The organism is Vibrio kasasachensis (assembly GCF_050337565.1).
Classification (GTDB): domain Bacteria; phylum Pseudomonadota; class Gammaproteobacteria; order Enterobacterales; family Vibrionaceae; genus Vibrio; species Vibrio kasasachensis.
On sequence record NZ_JAKJTB010000028.1, the window covers coordinates 34,096 to 52,454 of the forward strand.

16 protein-coding genes, 1 tRNA gene and 2 rRNA genes are annotated in these 18,359 nt (G+C 43.7%); 9 read left to right on the forward strand and 10 right to left on the reverse strand.

Going from position 1 to position 18,359, the window contains the following annotated elements; translation table 11 throughout:
• The first annotated feature begins 4 nt into the window (after nt 1–4).
• Both L4C38_RS19715 and L4C38_RS19720 read left to right on the forward strand, forming a co-directional pair.
• Entirely contained in the window at nt 5–1,546 is a 1,542-nt protein-coding gene (locus L4C38_RS19715) for a COG3650 family protein (RefSeq protein ID WP_428799255.1), read from the forward strand.
• Nucleotides 1,546–2,148, forward strand: a complete 603-nt coding sequence (locus L4C38_RS19720; RefSeq protein ID WP_428799256.1) for a tRNA-uridine aminocarboxypropyltransferase — start codon at nt 1,546–1,548, stop codon at nt 2,146–2,148. Before L4C38_RS19715 ends, L4C38_RS19720 begins: the two co-directional genes overlap by 1 nt.
• A 2-nt stretch (nt 2,149–2,150) precedes the next feature.
• On the opposite strand, the gene yigB is transcribed toward L4C38_RS19720, so the two are convergent.
• Genes yigB through lptM form a run of 6 tightly spaced genes read right to left on the reverse strand, consistent with a single transcriptional unit; the run spans nt 2,151 to nt 6,771 of the window.
• The gene (gene yigB / locus L4C38_RS19725; RefSeq protein ID WP_428799257.1) at nt 2,151–2,864 is read right to left on the reverse strand and encodes a 5-amino-6-(5-phospho-D-ribitylamino)uracil phosphatase YigB; all 714 of its coding nucleotides are present in this window, start codon (nt 2,862–2,864) and stop codon (nt 2,151–2,153) included.
• An 18-nt stretch (nt 2,865–2,882) separates the two neighbouring features.
• Nucleotides 2,883–3,812: a tyrosine recombinase XerC gene (gene xerC, locus L4C38_RS19730; protein WP_428799258.1), complete on the reverse strand. Its 930-nt coding sequence runs from the start codon at nt 3,810–3,812 to the stop codon at nt 2,883–2,885.
• Entirely contained in the window at nt 3,784–4,488 is a 705-nt protein-coding gene (locus tag L4C38_RS19735; protein ID WP_428799259.1) for a DUF484 family protein, read from the reverse strand. Before L4C38_RS19735 ends, xerC begins: the two co-directional genes overlap by 29 nt.
• A gap of 13 nt (nt 4,489–4,501) precedes the next feature.
• Nucleotides 4,502–5,332 carry a diaminopimelate epimerase gene (gene dapF / locus L4C38_RS19740; protein ID WP_428799260.1) on the reverse strand — a complete coding sequence of 277 codons (831 nt, stop codon included), beginning with the start codon at nt 5,330–5,332 and terminating at the stop codon, nt 4,502–4,504.
• Nucleotides 5,333–5,342: 10 nt separating this feature from the next.
• Complete coding sequence (gene lysA, locus L4C38_RS19745) at nt 5,343–6,596, reverse strand: diaminopimelate decarboxylase (RefSeq protein WP_428799261.1); 1,254 nt, start codon at nt 6,594–6,596, stop codon at nt 5,343–5,345.
• A gap of 58 nt (nt 6,597–6,654) precedes the next feature.
• A complete protein-coding gene (gene lptM, locus L4C38_RS19750; protein ID WP_428799262.1) occupies nt 6,655–6,771 on the reverse strand; it encodes an LPS translocon maturation chaperone LptM in 117 nt (38 codons plus the stop codon).
• Between the two features lie 75 nt (nt 6,772–6,846).
• On the opposite strand from lptM, the gene cyaY reads away from it, so the two are divergent.
• Nucleotides 6,847–7,161, forward strand: a complete 315-nt coding sequence (gene cyaY, locus L4C38_RS19755) for an iron donor protein CyaY (protein ID WP_428799263.1) — start codon at nt 6,847–6,849, stop codon at nt 7,159–7,161.
• A gap of 43 nt (nt 7,162–7,204) precedes the next feature.
• Here cyaY and L4C38_RS19760 read toward each other — a convergent pair whose 3' ends face one another.
• Nucleotides 7,205–9,736 (reverse strand): class I adenylate cyclase, encoded by a 2,532-nt coding sequence (locus L4C38_RS19760; RefSeq protein WP_428799264.1) that lies wholly within the window; start codon nt 9,734–9,736, stop codon nt 7,205–7,207.
• Nucleotides 9,737–10,081: 345 nt separating this feature from the next.
• Here L4C38_RS19760 and hemC point away from each other — a divergent pair, with 345 nt between their 5' ends.
• The 6 genes from hemC (at nt 10,082) to L4C38_RS19790 (ending at nt 17,483) form a co-directional block, all read left to right on the forward strand.
• Complete coding sequence (gene hemC, locus L4C38_RS19765; RefSeq protein WP_428799265.1) at nt 10,082–11,020, forward strand: hydroxymethylbilane synthase; 939 nt, start codon at nt 10,082–10,084, stop codon at nt 11,018–11,020.
• A 5-nt stretch (nt 11,021–11,025) separates the two neighbouring features.
• Nucleotides 11,026–11,769, forward strand: coding sequence for a uroporphyrinogen-III synthase (locus tag L4C38_RS19770; RefSeq protein WP_428799266.1), 744 nt, complete (start codon nt 11,026–11,028; stop codon nt 11,767–11,769).
• Nucleotides 11,769–12,983, forward strand: coding sequence for a uroporphyrinogen-III C-methyltransferase (locus tag L4C38_RS19775; protein ID WP_428799267.1), 1,215 nt, complete (start codon nt 11,769–11,771; stop codon nt 12,981–12,983). The genes L4C38_RS19770 and L4C38_RS19775 overlap by 1 nt, the downstream gene beginning before the upstream one ends.
• Nucleotides 12,983–14,164, forward strand: a complete 1,182-nt coding sequence (locus L4C38_RS19780) for a heme biosynthesis protein HemY (RefSeq protein WP_428799268.1) — start codon at nt 12,983–12,985, stop codon at nt 14,162–14,164. The genes L4C38_RS19775 and L4C38_RS19780 overlap by 1 nt, the downstream gene beginning before the upstream one ends.
• Before the next feature lie 129 nt (nt 14,165–14,293).
• Entirely contained in the window at nt 14,294–14,632 is a 339-nt protein-coding gene (locus L4C38_RS19785; RefSeq protein WP_428799269.1) for a c-type cytochrome, read from the forward strand.
• Between the two features lie 163 nt (nt 14,633–14,795).
• Nucleotides 14,796–17,483: a DUF2339 domain-containing protein gene (locus L4C38_RS19790; RefSeq protein WP_428799270.1), complete on the forward strand. Its 2,688-nt coding sequence runs from the start codon at nt 14,796–14,798 to the stop codon at nt 17,481–17,483.
• Between the two features lie 278 nt (nt 17,484–17,761).
• On the opposite strand, the gene L4C38_RS19795 is transcribed toward L4C38_RS19790, so the two are convergent.
• The 3 genes from L4C38_RS19795 to L4C38_RS19805 all read right to left on the reverse strand — a co-directional run.
• Nucleotides 17,762–17,838 (reverse strand) — tRNA-Asp (locus tag L4C38_RS19795).
• 44 nt (nt 17,839–17,882) lie between these two features.
• Nucleotides 17,883–17,998, reverse strand: a 5S ribosomal RNA gene (gene rrf / locus L4C38_RS19800).
• A 92-nt stretch (nt 17,999–18,090) separates the two neighbouring features.
• Nucleotides 18,091–18,359: ribosomal RNA gene (locus tag L4C38_RS19805) — 23S ribosomal RNA — on the reverse strand; the annotation flags it as partial.

Sequence of the window (18,359 nt, forward strand, 5' to 3'; positions counted from 1 at the left end):
TAGCATGAAGGCATTGAGAATCCCAGCGATGCTGGCCGGTCTTTTAGCGTTGCAAGCGTGCTCAATGTTCGATTTTGGATCACAAGCCGAACAAGCCAAGTCCCCTGTACCTCTGGCGAACTTAGAGCAACCTAATTCCATTAATCCGCAAGCATTCATTATTCGTGGTGAAGTCATTCTTGGACATGAAGCACAATCTATTCAGCCTTGTGGCAGCGATATACAATACTGGCTTGAAGTTGATAACGACAAGTTCAAACAGGCAATGCGTTTAATCAACCACCCGTACCAACCTATGTACGGGGAAATGATTGGTCATTTAGAAACCTCAAGCCAAGAGGGTTTTGACGGTGACTACAATGCTCGTTTTGTTGTCGAACAAGTTAATTTACTTACCGCAGAAAACCCAAATCGTTGCGATCGTGAGATCCAGCCTACTCGGGCTTTTGGCAACGAACCTTTTTGGTCATTGAACTTTAGCCCTTCAGCTTTAACCTTTCAGCCTATGGGTGGTCAAAAGCAAACTCTTGCCATCAACTCTTCTCACATCGAACCCAATCGCCGCCGTTATAGTTTTGCACAAGGGCAGTTAGAATTAAACCTACGCAGTTGTTCTGATGGTATGAGCGACAGCCTTTATGGTTGGAGTGCCATCTTACAGATCGATGGAAAGAACTACCAAGGCTGTGCCACACTCTCCAATGCTGACGCAACCCTCGATTGGACAGGCATCTACCAAGCAGAGTCAACGAAGAGCAGCAGTTTTAGTGTTATTTTGGATATGCAAGGTGACCACTCAGCAACCACCACTTACCGCTATCAAGATGGCAGTGGAGATTTAGTTGAGCGTGGCTATTGGCAATCATTAAGTCCACATCAAGTTCAAGTGGTCATGACACATCACCAGCAGCAACCTCTGCTATCTGAACGTCTGTTTACACGTAACGACAATACACTTAACGCCGATAAGGAAAAAGTTGGAGAGGTCATTTACCCAATAGCGGATGGTGGATTAGTTCTGTTCAAGCATCAACAAAGTGAAACTGAAGCGAATCAATCACCAACATCAAATAACATGAGAGCAATCTCATCATCAGCGGAGTTTAGCCCTAAGGTCGATCGCGTTTTACGTGAATACTTTGAGCACAACAACACCGACGCGAGTGATACCCGCTACCGTTGGCTTACTTATGATTTAAATGGCGATGGGCAGAAAGAGCTCTTAACCCAGTTAGATTGGTGCGGTTCAGGTGGGTGCACATTGTTAATTTTTGAAAACCATCAACAAAATTGGCGCTTCAATAGCCGAATTACATTAGTCAACACACCGTTGAATTTGGGACACAAAACCAATAGTGGCTGGCGTGACTTAATACTGTTTGTTCGCGGTGGTGGCTCTCAGCCAAATCAACATGTGCTTCGTTTCGATAAAACCAACTACCCACTAAACCCTAGTACGGCTCCCGTCGCCAGTTTTGATGATATTAGCCCAGTACAGCTGTTTAGCGACGGTCTCACTCCACATCAAGAGGGAGTAAGACTGTAATGTTGCCACTATCCGCCTGTGCAGGTTGTGGTCTGCATCACCAGTGTGTCTGTGACTTAGTGCCTCATTTTGATACACCGATCCATATCGCACTGCTGATGCATGAAAACGAACTCAACCGAGAAACCAATACTGGGCAATGGCTCCTTAAAGCCATTCCTTCAACCAGTCAGCATATTTGGCAACGAAAAGCTCCCTGCCCTCAATTGATGGCGCTCATTAACAATGAACAATATCAGCCCTATTTAGTTTTTCCCGGCGAACAAAGCCTACCATTATCACAGGCTAATAGTGTGAGTACCGAGGCTGGAAAAACACCACTGTTCATCATTCTTGATGGTACATGGCAGGAAGCAGGAAAGATGTTGAGAAAAAGCGTTTGGCTGGCAGGGTTAGCTTGCGTTCATTTACAGCCAAGCGAGCAATCAAATTATCAACTAAGACGCAATCAACAACAAGGACATCTGTGCACATTAGAAGTGGGTGCAGAAATCATCAAAAGCATTGGTTTAAGCAACGAAGCCAAACAGCTCGATGATTTCTTCTGCCACTATATGCGAGTATTTAAAGCGGATAAGAGTGGTCATACTTTAAGGTTGTGATATTAAAGCAATAACAATGATCTTAGTTTATGGATTTCAATATCAGGTAGCACACTCCCATGACGGGCTTGGCGTAGAGACGGGATTTGGTCGTTAAACCAACAAGCTTGAAATCCATTATGTTTGGCACCTGCGACATCGGTCTTAAGATGATCACCAATATGTAAAATTGAATGACTATCAACGCCAAGAAACTGCTGCGCTTTAACAAACATATCCGGGTGAGGCTTGGCGTGACCGTCTCGCCCACCTTTTAAAATCAAAACAAAATAGCCACTCAAACCAATTCGTTCGACATCGACATTACCATTAGTGATAGCCACCAGCGGGTACTTTTCAGCCAGTTGATTCATGACATGATGCGTTTCATCTGGTACGACGAACTCACTACGCAAAGAGAATACCACTTCAAGTAACTCATCCGCCGCTTGCTTAGCCTGTTGAGATGAGTAACCCAGTTGAGTTAACCCTACCTGTGTAGTGCGATGTCGCCATAAGGTCAAATCGCTATATAGCCAATTATCTTGCTCCGCTAAACTGAGTTTAAGTTGTAGCCACCAAGCATCGTCACGCGTATTTGAGATTGGGTGATGCTGATGAAACCAAGCCGTTGCCTCGCGAGTAAGGCGAGTGATGACCGGACGGTTATCATATAAGGTATCGTCCAAATCAAAGCTCATTGCCTGAATTGGCTTTAACTGACGGTAAAATTTCATCGCTTCACCCTACTAGTTTCATGTTTCCGATTTCTTTTTTGCTCGTGGATGTGCTTGGTCATAGACTTCCGCTAAATGCTGAAAATCCAAATGAGTATAAATTTGTGTGGTAGAGATATTCTCATGCCCTAACAACTCTTGCACAGCACGTAAATTATTACTCGACTCCAGCATATGTGTCGCAAATGAGTGACGTAATTTGTGCGGGCTAATGTGACTCGAAACCGACTGTTTTTGCCCCCACTCTGCCATACGCTTTTGCACATTCCGATGAGAGATCCGAACGCCCAATTTTGAGACGAACAATGCCTTCTCGTCCCCTTTAGCAAAATCGGAACGTAGTTTTAGCCATTTACCAACCCACTCTTTGGCTAAACCAGAAAATGGCACTTTGCGTTCTTTATCGCCTTTACCCACTACGCGTAATTCACCACTAAAAAAACTGACATCTTTAACGTCCACGCTTACCATTTCAGCCAAACGCAGACCAGCACCGTACATCAGCTCCATCATGGCTCGATCACGAATCGACAACGGATCGTCGTCGGTCACTTCAAGTAACTGACCAACTTCATCGACATCAAGGTTTTTTGGTAATGGACGCTGTTTACGCGGTGCTGAAACACCTTTCGCTGGGTTTGCCGCTAATTCACCGCGCAGAATGAGAAAATCAAAAAAACTGCGTAACGAAGAAAGCCGCGTTGCAATACTGCTTGCTTTCATCCCCTCACGCATTCCTTTACTTGCCAACTGTCGAACCCAAGCCGCGTCAACTTGTGTCCACTCTTTCAAACCCATGCTGACTAAATGTCGCGCCATGGTTTCAAGCTGCTGCTTATAATTACGTTGGGTATGAAGACTAAGCCCTTTTTCACTTCGTAGATATTCGTAGAAGCGTTCCAAGGGCTTTTGTAAGCCGTTAGGCAGAGGTTGTACTAATTCGCTCATTGATGTCCATATGCCAAGGCAATGTCGCAATCACATGTGATAAGACCAATGCTAAATGGCGTAAAAATAGAGTATCCATATGGGGTTGAAAATGACCACCGTCTCCACTAGAGAAAGCGATTAACCCTTGCGACTTTCCTTTCGCTAAAGGTAACACAACATAAGAGCCAAGCTCTGGAGAGCGATTTTGCTCACCAAACAATAGTTCTCGATCAGCTTTACGCATTCGCCCTAAGTAAGCCAATTTACCATTGAGGTTAGTGGTCGCAAAACGTTGATAATGCTCGAAACTGGTTCGATAATGTTTTGACGGAGCATCAAACAAGCGTACGTAGGCAACTAAATCCAATTTCTTAGCTGTACTTTCAATCGCTCTAATCGCTGCCAATAACGAGTCACACTTTAAGATCTGCTCTTGCAGATCCATAAATTCATGGAAGGTTCTATCATTGTTCGCGGCTAACGACATAAAGGCTGTAATTTCTTCTTCCAGCTCTTCAATACGTTGACGTTGACGATTCAGCTGTATGTGAACCAAAGATACCGCACCTTGCTCTTGATGAGGCAATGCAAGACGATCCACCAGTTCTCGGCGATCAACGAAATAATCAGGGTTATCACGCAGATACTCTGCCACTACTTCTGCAGTTAATGCATCCGCTTCAATCTGAGACACAAGAGATCCTTAGTTAACAGTTAATTTGTCCATCAAAGACATGCGTTGCAGGTCCTGTCATATACAGTGGTGTACCCATGCCTTGCCAGCGAATATTCAGTTCACCGCCAGGTAGATGTACTTTCACCTGCTCATCAAGCAAACCTTGCAGTATACCAACGGCAACCGCACCACAGGCGCCACTACCACACGCTTGCGTTTCACCCGCTCCACGCTCATAAACGCGTAGATTGATCTCATTTCGATTGAGAACTTGCATGAAACCCGCATTGGCACGTTCCGGAAAACGTTCGTGAGACTCGAGCATGGGACCTAGCGTCCCAACGTCTACCGTATTAACGTCATCCACTACGGTAACAACATGAGGATTACCCATACTCACTGCACCACAGAACAAGGTTTTATCCTCTGCTCGCATAATGTAGGTCTTTTCCATTTGTTTGGCTTTAAATGGAATTTTGTTTGGCTCAAACTCAGGCACGCCCATGTTCACGGTAACTTGGTCGTCTTCTTCTATAGTGAGCACTATTTTGCCTTTCTTAGTACTCACACCGATGATGTATTTGTTGGTCAACCCTTTCATGCGAACGAAACGAGCAAAACATCGCGCGCCATTACCACACTGCTCTACTTCACTGCCATCAGCATTGAAAATACGGTAGTGAAAATCGCTTTCAGGATCATAAGGAGCTTCAACCACAAGAAGCTGGTCAAAGCCTACCCCAGTATTTCGATCAGCCAAACGACGGATCAAATCTGGGGAGAAAAAAATGTTTTGGGTAATACAATCCACAACCATAAAGTCGTTACCCAAACCATGCATTTTAGAAAAATGGAAATGCATACAGTTTCAATTACTCCGGTAATACGCTTTCAAGCTCCCACAAGCTCGACAGTTTTTCACGTTGACGAACCAAGTGCGCTCGATTGCCATCAACCATGACTTCGGCAGCTCTTGTACGAGTATTATAGTTAGAGGCCATCACAAAGCCATACGCACCAGCTGAGCGAACAGCCAGTAAATCATTAGCTTCAAGGGCTAATGCACGATCCTTACCCAAGAAGTCGCTGGTTTCACAAATTGCCCCAACCACGTCATAGGTTTTTGCCTCGCTGTCACGCGGCAGAACCGGAACGATATCTTGCCATGCTTGGTATAGTGCAGGTCGCATGAGATCATTCATCGCCGCGTCAATAATGGCAAAATTCTTATATTCGGTATGTTTCAAGAATTCGACCTTGGTCAACAACACGCCGGCATTAGCAACAATCGCTCGACCTGGTTCGAATATCAATTCAAGATCTTGATGATTGTCCAAACGACCAAGTAGCGCTTTAGCGTACTCAGAAGGCTGCGGAGGAAGCTCATCACGGTAAATAACCCCTAAACCACCACCAACATCTAAATGTCGGATATTAATACCTTGAGCTTTCAATTGATCAACGAGCGCTAACAAACGATCGGTGGCATCAATAAAGGGTTCAAGATCTGTCAGTTGAGATCCGATATGGCAATCAATACCTTTTACATCGAGGTGTTCTAGGCTGTTAGCGAGTGTGTAAACGACTGGTGCACGGTCAAAAGCAATACCAAATTTGTTATCACGCAGACCGGTTGAAATATAAGGATGTGTATTAGCATCAACATCAGGGTTGATCCGCAAGGATACAGGCGCTTTGACACCCATCTCACTGGCTACTTTATTTAAGCGTTCTAGCTCTGGCTCTGATTCAACATTGAAGCATTTTATGCCCACATCCAGAGCTCGTTTCATTTCTGCTTCAGTCTTACCGAGACCAGAAAATACCACTTTGCTTGGATCACCGCCGGCGGCAAGTACGCGCTCTAATTCACCACCAGAGACAATGTCAAACCCTGATCCTAAACGAGCTAACGCATTCAGTACGCCAATATTTGAATTGGCTTTTACTGCAAAGCACACCAAATGTGGATGCTCGCCAACCGATTTATCAAACGCATGCCAATGACGCTCAATCGTAGCGCGAGAGTATACGTAAAGTGGCGTTCCAAACTGCTCTGCTAAGTCAGAAAGAGGAACCTCTTCGGCCCAAAGTTGGCCATCATCCTGATAGTTGAAGTAATCCAATTTGCTATCCCTTAAATTATTTGTTGTTTATCACCTGGCGTCATTGCCGATTGCGATATTACTGAGACGTTTCGTTTTGTGGCGCGTCATCAGGCGTATAAAGTGGTCCCGTTTGACCACAACCAGCCAAACCCAACATAGAGACAAGAAATAGAGCCAAGATTGATTTTTTCATAGGTCTAACCGTGATTATTCTTTCAATGCCCCCTATAATCGCACCACACTCAGGAAAAGCAATAGGATAGACAAGATGAACGATACAGAATTTCATCAACTTGCGGATGAGCAAATGCAATTCATCGAGGAAATGATTGATGATTCAGGCGCTGATGTTGACTACGAAACATCAGGCAACGTAATGACTTTGGAGTTTGAAGACCGCAGCCAAATCATTATCAATCGCCAAGAACCGATGAAAGAAATTTGGCTTGCTTCTCGTTCAGGTGGCTTTCACTTTGCCTACGTTGCTCAGCAATGGGTCTGCTCAAAAACAGGCATCGAATTGATTGCGATGGTAAAACAAGAGTGTGAAAAACACGCTGGTGAAACAATTGGCTGGGTGTAAGGGTTAAAAATAAAAAAGAGCAACAATATGCTCTTTTTTATTTTTAGACGTTAACCGCGCGATTGGGCTTTTCGTACGTTGCACCATCATTGCGATAAGGCACAATATAAGGCTCTCCGCCTTCCTCGCAATACACGATTTGATAATACTGCGGGAAGTTGAAGTTAATAAACTTCGATGCCACCTTATTATCATCACGAACAGATGTATAAAAGTTATTCACACTGGCAATCATTTCATCTTTTTCGCCATTGTATTGATGATAAACCTCAACTCGGTTTGCCTCATCAAGCACATAAATATTGAAACCTTGCTCATTGTCTTCAAAAAAGAACTGAACTAAGCCTTCACTAGCACAATTGTCGACAATCGCTGGTAACTGATAATCCTGCTCTTGGTCCAACATCAGTAATGGTGAACCGTTCAACTTGTTGGTCGAAATACTGCGATAGAAATCGACTGAGTTTTCCAGCATCTGCACAGACACGCCACGACGCTCAAAAAACAAACCATACATCTGCTGAGCAACACGTAGTGCTTTAAATCGGCGGCGTTTCTCTGGCTCAACTGGCTTTAAACGTAAATCAATACACTCGGCCAATAGCTGGTACACCATATTACGCATTACACCGCGTAAGTTTTTGCTATAACAGAACACATCGACAGATTCCGGTGGAATTGCATCTTGATGCATCTTACCCAACACCGTTTTCAACGCATCAAGCATTGCGGTATCGCCCTTAAAATGTAAGGTACGCACCTCATGCCAAGAATTTCGGTAAACTAAATCAACACTGCCTACTAAGCACTTCTGCTCTGGACCAAAGCTGAAGATATCAATATCTTTCAATTCAACTTTAAGCGACTTACTGCCTAATTCTGCTGTCGGATCTTCTTCAAAGTTGATGAACATCGCTAGCTGGCTAATTTCACAAGGACTCGCTAACGCCTGCATTGTTGGGCGTCGTTTACGTAGTGAAAAGGTATTACGTAAATCACCCACCATTTGATAGAACTTATCAATGTCGAGGTGGGCATCACGAATTACCGCATTCAAATGAGTTGATTCCGTAATCAAACCATTAAAAAACGCCCAAGCAACTAATTTACTTAGATATTCGTTGTGGTCGAGAGAGGGTTGACCCAAAATTCGATGTGGCTGCAAAGGTTGTTTATAAAGGTACCAGCCAGATTGATTGGTACGGCCCGGTTGAACTTCAATAAAAGTCAGTTCCGGTTCGTGTAAATCAGGGGAAATTTGTGGGTTGAGCAAAGTCACTTTGCCCGGTAACACTTCGAATGCGGCGTATAACTTGCGCGCAAGAATACTGATATCTTGTGGGCTAATGGCTGATGTGATGTCGTTACGACGTGCGAACTGAATCAAGTTACGGTAGCTGAGCATCAATGCATCTAACAGCGAATGGTGCACCAATTTAACTTGTTCAACTTTCCAGTGACGACGGTTATCCAGTTCAGCAATCACTTGTGGTTGCCACTGCCATTTTTCTACCAAAATACTTAATACCTCACGGCGCCAAGGGACTGACCCAGCGCCAGGCTCACGTGATAATTTTTCATGCGTTTTAAGGTAGAAACAGCGGCGAACAAGCTCAAGGCGTGTAGTATCACCAATACGCTCAAGGTAACGAGTCACCTTTTCCAACATCAGATAATAAGCATCCATGCAGTAGAGAGCTGGCTCGTTCGCAAAGAATCGACGCTTAGTATCTATACTGAGTAACTGTGCATTTGGGTACTCCCACGAATACGCTTCCAATAAGATGGCTTTCAGTACCGATTTATAAGGCGAGTCGATACTTTTGTATAACTGCCACAAATTCGAGCCAAAATACTCTTCAGCTGGAATACGGTGCAACTGACCAAAATCGATCCAAGTATTGCAATCAATAAAGCCCTTATTACAAAGCTCTTTAACGTATTCGTCGTAGCACTCTTCCATTTCCGGAGGGACGATTTGCCACAATAAGCGTTGACCTGCTAAACGGACAGCACTGCGATAAAACTCATCCAACAACAGCATGTGTTGCGATGAACCACAATTATCGCCGGTCATTTCCTCAGAACGATTTGATCTAAAACGATCTTCATCCATAAGGAAAAAGTTTGCTTCTACCCCTTGGCTTTGTGCCCAATCAGTAATTAGCAGACATTTATTATTGAGAATTTCACGCTCATCTCGGCTCATTAATGGCGACACACAAACCCAAATATCCAAGTCACTGGATGTGCTTTGCCCAATCGATGAAGTACTGCCCATAGTATATAAGGCTAAAATAGCAGGACGAGGGTTTGCGACTAACGACTGACCAATGGTTAATTCAGTATCTTCGATGAACTGTTGTTGCTCTTGGTTGAGCTCAAACCCATAGAGACCATAAGGGGTTTGTGAATCGTTATAACCGGGGAATACAGGATGATTGTAGTGCAGGAGAGCAGGAATAAGATGAAATACTCGCTGAGCTTGTAAATCCATAAGTGCCAGCGCGCGATCAATTCGCTGCTGGTTCAAACTATCTAATCTTTGAATTAACTTCTCGGTGTAAGCCTGCAAGGGAGATTCCTTGGTTATTTCCTATAATACGCTTTGCTCAAAAAACCGCCAAAAGCGCCAACAAAACGTGATCAATCTAACATTTTTATTTTAATTGGTAAAGAATTGTACGATCGAATCTACATTGTTTTGTGTTTCAACTTCCGTGAAGTTCCTAGCCCCTAGTTTGGTGTGTATCCGCCTTTTCTAATAATAACCTAGTCAACAAACGAGACTTTTATCACAATATTTTGACCGATTTGTGCCACTCCGAATGCATTTCTTCATTCAAAGCATAGATAAGTAAATTTTTTTCCTTCTCAGTGGTAGGATTAGCCATCAACCACAAATTCAAAACAGGCGAATATGACAAACACTTCTCCAATTCGAATTGCGACTCGCAAAAGCCCTCTAGCTCTATGGCAGGCATACTATGTAAGAGATGCTTTGCAAGCAGCGCATCCAGGCCTCGAGGTTGAACTCGTTACAATGGTGACCAAGGGCGATATCATTTTGGATACGCCATTAGCGAAGGTGGGTGGGAAAGGTCTGTTCGTTAAAGAGCTGGAAGTGGCAATGCTAGAAGGGCGAGCCGATCTTGCTGTGCACTCAATGAAAGATGTACCTGTCGATTTTCCTGAAGGCCTCGGTCTTGTCACTATCTGTGAACGTGAAGATCCTCGCGATGCGTTTGTATCAAACCAATACGCTTGCGTGGACGACTTACCTCAAGGTGCGATTGTCGGCACATGTAGCCTTCGACGCCAGTGTCAGCTGAAAGAATATCGCCCAGATCTTGTTATTAAAGAATTGCGCGGGAACGTAGGAACACGCCTAGGCAAATTAGATGCTGGTGAGTATGACGCCATTGTACTGGCGGCGGCTGGTCTTAAACGATTAAAACTTGAAGAGCGTATCGCAAGCTTTATTGAACCAGAGCAGTCATTACCTGCGGTTGGTCAAGGAGCGGTTGGCATCGAATGTCGCCTTGATGATGAACGCCTTATTGAACTGCTTGCACCACTCAACCACACCGATACCGCTGATCGGGTCAAATGTGAGCGTGCGATGAATATTACTCTCGAAGGTGGATGCCAAGTACCAATTGGTAGTTACTCATTACTTGAAGGAGACAACCTATGGCTACGGGCATTGGTTGGCGAGCCTGACGGTACAGAGATGGTTCGCGGTGAAATTAGAGGGCCACGTGCTCAAGCCGAGGAGATGGGTGTGAAGCTAGCAAACCAACTACTTGATGCTGGCGCTCGTGAAATCCTAACTAGATTATACGCTGAACACGAGTAACCCATATGACAGTGTTGGTTACTCGGCCTGGTGAACAAGGAATCTCGCTTTGCCATCAACTCAATCAGCATGGCTTCAAAGCGCTTCACCATCCACTAATCACCATCCAAGCTGGGGAGCAAATCCCCAGCTTAATAAGTGTGTTGCCAACGGCAGATATCATCATTGCTGTTAGTCAGCACACCATTGAATTCACTCATCAATCTCTCACTAACGCTAACGTGAGTTGGCCCAAAACAGCAATCTACCTTGCCGTCGGTCAAAAATCTGCGCAGTTTTTAAGCAAATCAACTCATCAGAAAGTACACTACCCAGAGAGAAGTGATAGCGAGAACTTGCTTGAACTGACCCAGTTGCAAAATGTATCTGGAAAGCGAATTGTCATATTAAGAGGGAATGGCGGTCGCGAGTTAATCTACGACGCTCTCGTCGAACGAGGAGCTCAAGTACAGTACTGTGAGGTTTATAAACGGAAAAATCTCGCTTTCCGCTCAGAAATTGCAGTGCCTTTCTGGCAAGATAGTCAGATAAATCAACTAATCATTACTAGCTCGGGACAACTGAATTTCTTCATAGAGCAAATTGCGCCACAGTATAGAGATTGGGTTTTTAAATTAGCGCTATTTGTACCGAGTGAACGCATAGCTATTGAAGCGCGACGCGTTGGCTTCCATACCGTCGTCAATACAGGAAGTGCTTCAAATAAAGACTTATTGGCAGCTCTGGCCAAGGAAACAGGACGAAAATAATGACAAGTAAGAAGAATAACGATCAGGTTGAATCTGAAAAAACTGAGGAATCACAAGCTCAAGAGCAAAATGTCGAGATAACCTCACCCACCGAACCAGAAGCCAAAGTCGAGAAAACAACGCCTGCAGATAGCGGCATTGCAAAAGAAACTAAGCCAGCCAAAGCGCCCCAAGCAGAAGAAAAACAGGGTAAACGTGGGGTGAAGCTAGGCGCAATTGCTATCGTGCTTTCTATTTTATTTGGTGGTGGCTTAACGTTCCACATCCAACAAAAAGACGCGCAATACCAAGAACAAATTAAGCTACTCAGCGCTAAGCTGGATCAAACTCAATCATCATTAATCAGTGAAGTGAAAGCGGTAGAACAGGCAACTATTGCCAAGGCAACGGAAGTCACTCATCGTGCGGAAACTGTTTTAGCACAACAACAGAAAAGTATTGAAAGCCTTCAGTTGGCAATTTCTGATGTTAAAGGACGCCGTCCCAATGATTGGCTACTAGCTGAAGCTGACTATTTAGTAAAGCTGGCGGGACGTAAACTATTCTTAGAACATGACGCTGAAAGCGCCACCCTTCTAATGGAAAGTGCAGATCAGCGTATCGCGGCACTCAATGACCCAAGTTTGGTGCCTTTACGTAAATCAATGGCAAACGACATCACTAACCTAAAATCTATACCGCTCATTGATCGCGATGGTTTGGTGCTACGTTTAACTGCCCTTCAGCAACAAGTCGATAGTTTACCACTGGCAAACGCCATTCTTCCTGAAGCTAAAATTGAGAAGCCAGAGCAAGTCTCGCAAGATATCAATGACTGGCAATCAAACCTAAAGGCGTCTCTTAAAGATTTCTCAGAGAATTTCATTACCTTCCGCACTCGTGACGGCAATGCGATCCCACTACTTTCACCTCAACAGCATTTCTATCTAAAAGAAAACATGAAGGCGAAACTTGAAACGGCTATCAAAGCTGTTTATGTAGAGCAGCAAGAGATTTATGTAGCGGCACTAACAACTGCGAAAACCTGGTCACAATCTTTCTATGATCAAGAAAATACCTCAGTAAAAGAATTTAATAAGACTCTAGAGCTACTCGGTAAGCAATCTGTCCAAGTTGAATATCCAGTTAAATTAGAAACTCAGCAAATTCTATCTGATGTCATCCGCGAACGACTACGCCGCGAAGTAACAACCTTAGTGACGGAGGAGAAATAATGTTTCGACTTATATTCCTCTTTGCCATTTTAGGTGCAGGGCTGTTTGTAGGCAGCCAATACAATGGCCAACAAGGCTATGTCCTCGTATCTGTGGCTGATAAGACCATCGAAATGAGTGTTACTACTCTCGTGATATTTATCATTGCAGCACTCGCAGGTCTTTTCGGTTTAGAGTTCATAATTAAGAAAATTTTCTACGCGAGTTCAGCGACATGGAATTATTTCAGCGTACGTAAAATGCGTCGTTCTCGTCGTTACACCAACGAAGGCATCATCAAACTACTCGAAGGTGATTTTAAAGATGCAGAGAAGAAAGTAACGCGTTGGGCAAACCACCACGATATGCCACTGCTCTGCTACCTTGTAGCCTCCGAGGCGGCACAAGGGCTAGGTGATGCTAATAAACGCGATCATTACCTAAAGTTAGCAACTGAGCAGAAAGATTCTCGTCTTGCCGTCGAGTTAACACGTGCAAAGCAACAATTACGTGAGACGAATTTTAATGACGCGTTCGCTACACTCTCTGATCTAAAGGGCGAATACCCAAATAACCCTATTGTGCTCAACTTACTTAAGTCTGTGTATGTTGAGTTAAAGCTTTGGGAACTACTTTTAGAGCTTCTGCCTAAACTGATAAAAGCAAAACTCATCGACAAAGAAGAGCAGCAGCAACTCGAATTGAGAGCACAATGTGGTCTACTGGCTGAGATTGCAGAAAATAAAGGCAGTGAAGGTCTACTTCAGCACTGGAACTCGCTTCCTCGTAAGCTCAAATCAGATCTACATCTAGTCGAGTGCTTTACCAAACAGTTGATCAGCCGCAAAGCAGACGACCAAGCGTTCACCATTATTAAAGAGACGCTGAAGAAGCACCCTATTGCGGATCTTTATAAATTACTACCTGAACTAAATCTCACCGATAACCACCCAGCTATCGTATTTCTCGAAGATGCTTTACGCAAAGATGCTAATAATGCTGAAGCTCACAGTGCATTGGCTCAGTTCCACTTGCGCACTCAAAAATGGTCAGAGGCTCAACAACATTTAGAAAAAGCGCTCGCGCAACGTTCTAATGTTTCAGATTATTCTTACCTCGCTGACGCTCTAGAAAAGCAAAATTTTAACAAAGCAGCGCATGAAGTATCAAAGAAAGCACTAACACTAATTAATAACCAATAGAATATTTATACATAACCAACTAGCCGACCATCAGGTCGGCTTTTTTTTATTCTAAATAAGTTGTTCAGAATCAATTCATATAGAGTATTGCATTCTATAAATATATTGATTAAACACGGTACCAAACAGATGCAAAAACTTCTATCAACACTAATCGTAATTTTGACTCTTTCAACATCATCTTTAGTTAATGCGAATCCTATTGATGAAGGTAAAATGAACTATCAGATGTTATGTTCTTCATGCCATGGTGAGCTTGGACATGGCGACGGCATCGCTGGCAAAGCGCTGAGTGAGGCTCCATCAAATATTAATGACGGGCTAAACTCTTGGTTCGAAACAGAAGCCGAACTAATTGACACAGTGCTGAACGGCAATGAAGGCATGCCAGCTTGGGGGAGTGTTTTATCCGAGCAACAAGTGAAAGACATTTTTGTATACATCCGTGAAATTAACCAAGCGCCATAGCGATCTCTGCCCAGTATTCCGTTATTGACGGTATAAGTAAGGGCTTATTAATGGCGGTCTTATTTCATAAACTTAGATTGGCTTTATACTCTTTCTATCGAATCTTACATCAGCATCAGCGTTGATGAGCCTATATCTGGCAAGAACGGCATGGAAATGAGTCATGGAATTGATTGGTATTATCGGCTTGATGGCTGTAGCAGCTGCCATCATCGCCCCCATTATGGCCTTAAAAGCCTACCAAAAAGCAAACCAACTTGAGCAGCAGATCAAGCAGCTTAAACTGGATATAGAAAAGCTAAAACACAATAACCCAACTCTTCAGCCACAAGCCCAAAGTGAAACAATCACAGAACCCATTGCCGTTACACCTTCCATAACTCAAGTAACTAACGTTAGCCCAACAGTAAATCAGCAGAAGCAAAAAGAAGAAACGAAATCGGAGCTTAATCAAGATGCTTCATATGAAATCGAATCACTAGCGCTTTCCACACAACCTCAATTCACATTACAGTCACAACAAATGCAACAATGGGCAGATAAATGCTTCGATCATATGCGTGACAATTGGCTAGTTTGGATTGGCGGGATCGCCATGGTTATTGGTGCAGGATATCTAGTTCAAGAGGTTGGCAGCAACTTTACCGTCCCTCCGATGTTGAGGGTTATCTTAGCCGCAACTATCTCACTATTACTCATATCACTTGGCGAATGGGCACATAGAAAAATCAGCGCGATTTCCGTCACTTTCCTCAGTGAAAGAGCCAGCACCTATATTCCTGCAGCTCTCTATTCTTCAGGAATGAGTGGGTTATATGCCACGATACTATTTTCAACCGTTATTTATCAGTTCTTTACCCCAAGCGTTGCATTAATCGCAATGGCTATACTGGCATTAACCAGTCTTGCGTTAACTCTAAGATTGGGATCGCTGATGGCTGCGCTCGGTCTATTCGGTGGCTATAGCGCTCCAATCTGGATTGGTGGTAGTGAACCAAACTATCTTCTGCTTAGCAGTTATATTTTGGCTATAACATTCGCAGGACTTCTGACTTACTCTCGTAGCAAGATAAAGTGGCTACCAACATGCGTATCCGTTGGTCATTGCCTCTGGCTGCTGTTAATCGCATTCAGCATCCCTACTGAACTAAGTAATTTGTGGTATTTACTATTCATCCCGCTAAGTAGCTATTTGCTTGTATTTACTCCAACAATGGGCTGGAAAGTTAAAACTGGCTATCAATCTGCAAAAACATGGCGTTATGCCCATCCGATCATACCGTCAATTGGACTAGCATTAGTCAGTATCGTTTTCCTTAAGCAGTCATTCTATTCGAATAGTGAAGAGTTATTGATCTTCGTATTCCCTGCTCTGTTACTTGTATTACCAATGTTAAGACGCAAGCTCGTTCCTCAAGCTTTTTATGGCGTCACTGTATTGGCTACTTTAATGGTACAACTATCAGCGATTGCCATTACCGATAATGCACCACAAAGCTATGTATGGTGGATTGTTAGCATTTTGACTTTAATCATAGCGGTTAGAACTTACAGCCAATACTTATACGGTGATCGAGATCCTGTTGCCTACTGGATGGCTTTTCTCTCTCTACCCATATTACTGATTTTCAACCTGCTTTATCTCAATCACACCCATACACAAGACTTAAATTATTGGGCTATATTTAGCTTTGCGACCAGCATAACTGCCCTCTTGTACGCACACAAAACCAGACAATTAGTACAGGAAACTTCGATTGCACTACATCTTGTTATTTTAGTGCTGAGCTATTGTTATATTAATAGTGAATTGCTGATACTCGTGATTGCACTGCAAATTTTGGTGGCAGTGATCCAAATAGACAAACAGTTCTGTTCACCAGGTAAACTCGCCGTTAAGGCCATCATGAGTTTACTTATTGTCTTAATGAGTTTAATTCCCTTTGTATCAGACCTACAGATTAAATTATTTAGCGCATGGAGCTGGGTTTTAGCCTGTTATCTCCCAGCATTAATAATCTTGCTAAGTGCACGGCAGATTCTAACTAAGTCCAATAGTGAATTAAAAGAATGGTTTGATGCCTCGATCTTACATGTAGCCATAGTGCTAACTTTTGCTCAAAGCAACTACTGGCTACTTGGCAGCTTTAACTTTATTTCGGCATTCAGCTTCTACAGTGCTTCGCTCTTTATGTGCCAATCATTGGCTCTATTTGGTGTATATCAACTCAAACAAAAAGCATCGCTGAGTTTGGGTTGGCTTTACCAAAGCTACTCTTACACCTTACTCGCCATTGGAGCTAGTCTATTTATAATACTCAATTCAATTTATCAGCCACTAGTTAATACATATGTTGTGGGTAATGATTTACCGCTCATTAACTGGTTATCAATTGGTTGGTTAGTCCCCGGAATAATAAGTGCCATTATCGCAAGGTATAAATTTCATACCGCATCGATTAAAGCCCTTCATCTATACGCATTTTCAGCCACAGCTTTTGCACTATGGATGACTTACTCAATTCGCCAGTTTTGGCAAGAAGGTGAAATGACATTGAGCCAACCAACAGGTATGGCAGAGATGTTCAGTTACTCTGTGGCGCTTATTATAGCTGGTGCTGTAGCGACATTTTTTGGAGTAAGAAAAGAAAACTCCATCCTCCAGAAGGTTGGCTTAGCGACTCTTGGCGTCGCTGTATTCAAAGTATTTTTACTCGATACAGCAACCTTAGAGGGGATCTGGCGAGCGATTAGCTTCTTAGGGCTAGGTGGATCACTCATAGCGCTTGGATGGTTATTCCAGCGCCTGAACTACCAGCAAACAAACCAAAAGAAAGCGCACTTTGAATAGCGGTTTAGCTTTCGCTAAGTAGGCTTTTCATTACCAGAAAGACAAGAAGCCCATGCAATATCATGGGCTTTTTTTAACAGCAGAGGGTAAGCGTAAAACGGGATAGATTACCTAGGATGGCGACAGAAATCCCTCTGCGCATAAGGATAATAATAACGAACCGAATACAGCAGAGTGCTATTCAAAAAAATGAAGATGCTATCAAGCAACGATTGATACACAGATTATTCTAGGCATACGAAAAAGCCCTGCTATTGCTAGCAGGGCTTTACGATTAATGGCGGAGTGGACGGGACTCGAACCCGCGACCCCCGGCGTGACAGGCCGGTATTCTAACCAACTGAACTACCACTCCGCAGTGGAATACTCGTTATTTATAACAAGTGTTCATAATTTAAAGCCTGGCGATGTCCTACTCTCACATGGGGAGACCCCACACTACCATCGGCGCTACTGCGTTTCACTTCTGAGTTCGGCATGGAGTCAGGTGGGTCCGCAACGCTATGGTCGCCAAGCAAATTCTTTAATTCGGAAAGCTGTTTCTATATAAAGTTCTTACACATTCAATCGTTCTTGTATTGAGTCCACAAAACCCCTTGGGTGTTGTATGGTTAAGCCTCACGGGCAATTAGTACAGGTTAGCTCAATGCCTCGCAGCACTTACACACCCTGCCTATCAACGTTCTAGTCTCGAACAACCCTTTAGGGCACTTAAAGTGCCAGGGAGAACTCATCTCAAGGCTCGCTTCCCGCTTAGATGCTTTCAGCGGTTATCGATTCCGAACTTAGCTACCGGGCAATGCCATTGGCATGACAACCCGAACACCAGAGGTTCGTCCACTCCGGTCCTCTCGTACTAGGAGCAGCCCCTTTCAA

Bases quoted from the DNA above. Each gene is read 5' to 3' on its own strand.
- cyaY (WP_428799263.1), top strand. From the start codon at position 6,847: ATGAACGATACAGAATTTCATCAACTTGCGGATGAGCAAATGCAATTC.
- xerC (WP_428799258.1), bottom strand. From the start codon at position 3,812: ATGAGCGAATTAGTACAACCTCTGCCTAACGGCTTACAAAAGCCCTTG.
- L4C38_RS19785 (WP_428799269.1), top strand. From the start codon at position 14,294: ATGCAAAAACTTCTATCAACACTAATCGTAATTTTGACTCTTTCAACA.
- hemC (WP_428799265.1), top strand. From the start codon at position 10,082: ATGACAAACACTTCTCCAATTCGAATTGCGACTCGCAAAAGCCCTCTA.
- L4C38_RS19715 (WP_428799255.1), top strand. From the start codon at position 5: ATGAAGGCATTGAGAATCCCAGCGATGCTGGCCGGTCTTTTAGCGTTG.
- L4C38_RS19770 (WP_428799266.1), top strand. From the start codon at position 11,026: ATGACAGTGTTGGTTACTCGGCCTGGTGAACAAGGAATCTCGCTTTGC.
- lptM (WP_428799262.1), bottom strand. From the start codon at position 6,771: ATGAAAAAATCAATCTTGGCTCTATTTCTTGTCTCTATGTTGGGTTTG.
- L4C38_RS19775 (WP_428799267.1), top strand. From the start codon at position 11,769: ATGACAAGTAAGAAGAATAACGATCAGGTTGAATCTGAAAAAACTGAG.
- L4C38_RS19720 (WP_428799256.1), top strand. From the start codon at position 1,546: ATGTTGCCACTATCCGCCTGTGCAGGTTGTGGTCTGCATCACCAGTGT.
- L4C38_RS19780 (WP_428799268.1), top strand. From the start codon at position 12,983: ATGTTTCGACTTATATTCCTCTTTGCCATTTTAGGTGCAGGGCTGTTT.
- L4C38_RS19790 (WP_428799270.1), top strand. From the start codon at position 14,796: ATGGAATTGATTGGTATTATCGGCTTGATGGCTGTAGCAGCTGCCATC.
- yigB (WP_428799257.1), bottom strand. From the start codon at position 2,864: ATGAAATTTTACCGTCAGTTAAAGCCAATTCAGGCAATGAGCTTTGAT.
- dapF (WP_428799260.1), bottom strand. From the start codon at position 5,332: ATGCATTTCCATTTTTCTAAAATGCATGGTTTGGGTAACGACTTTATG.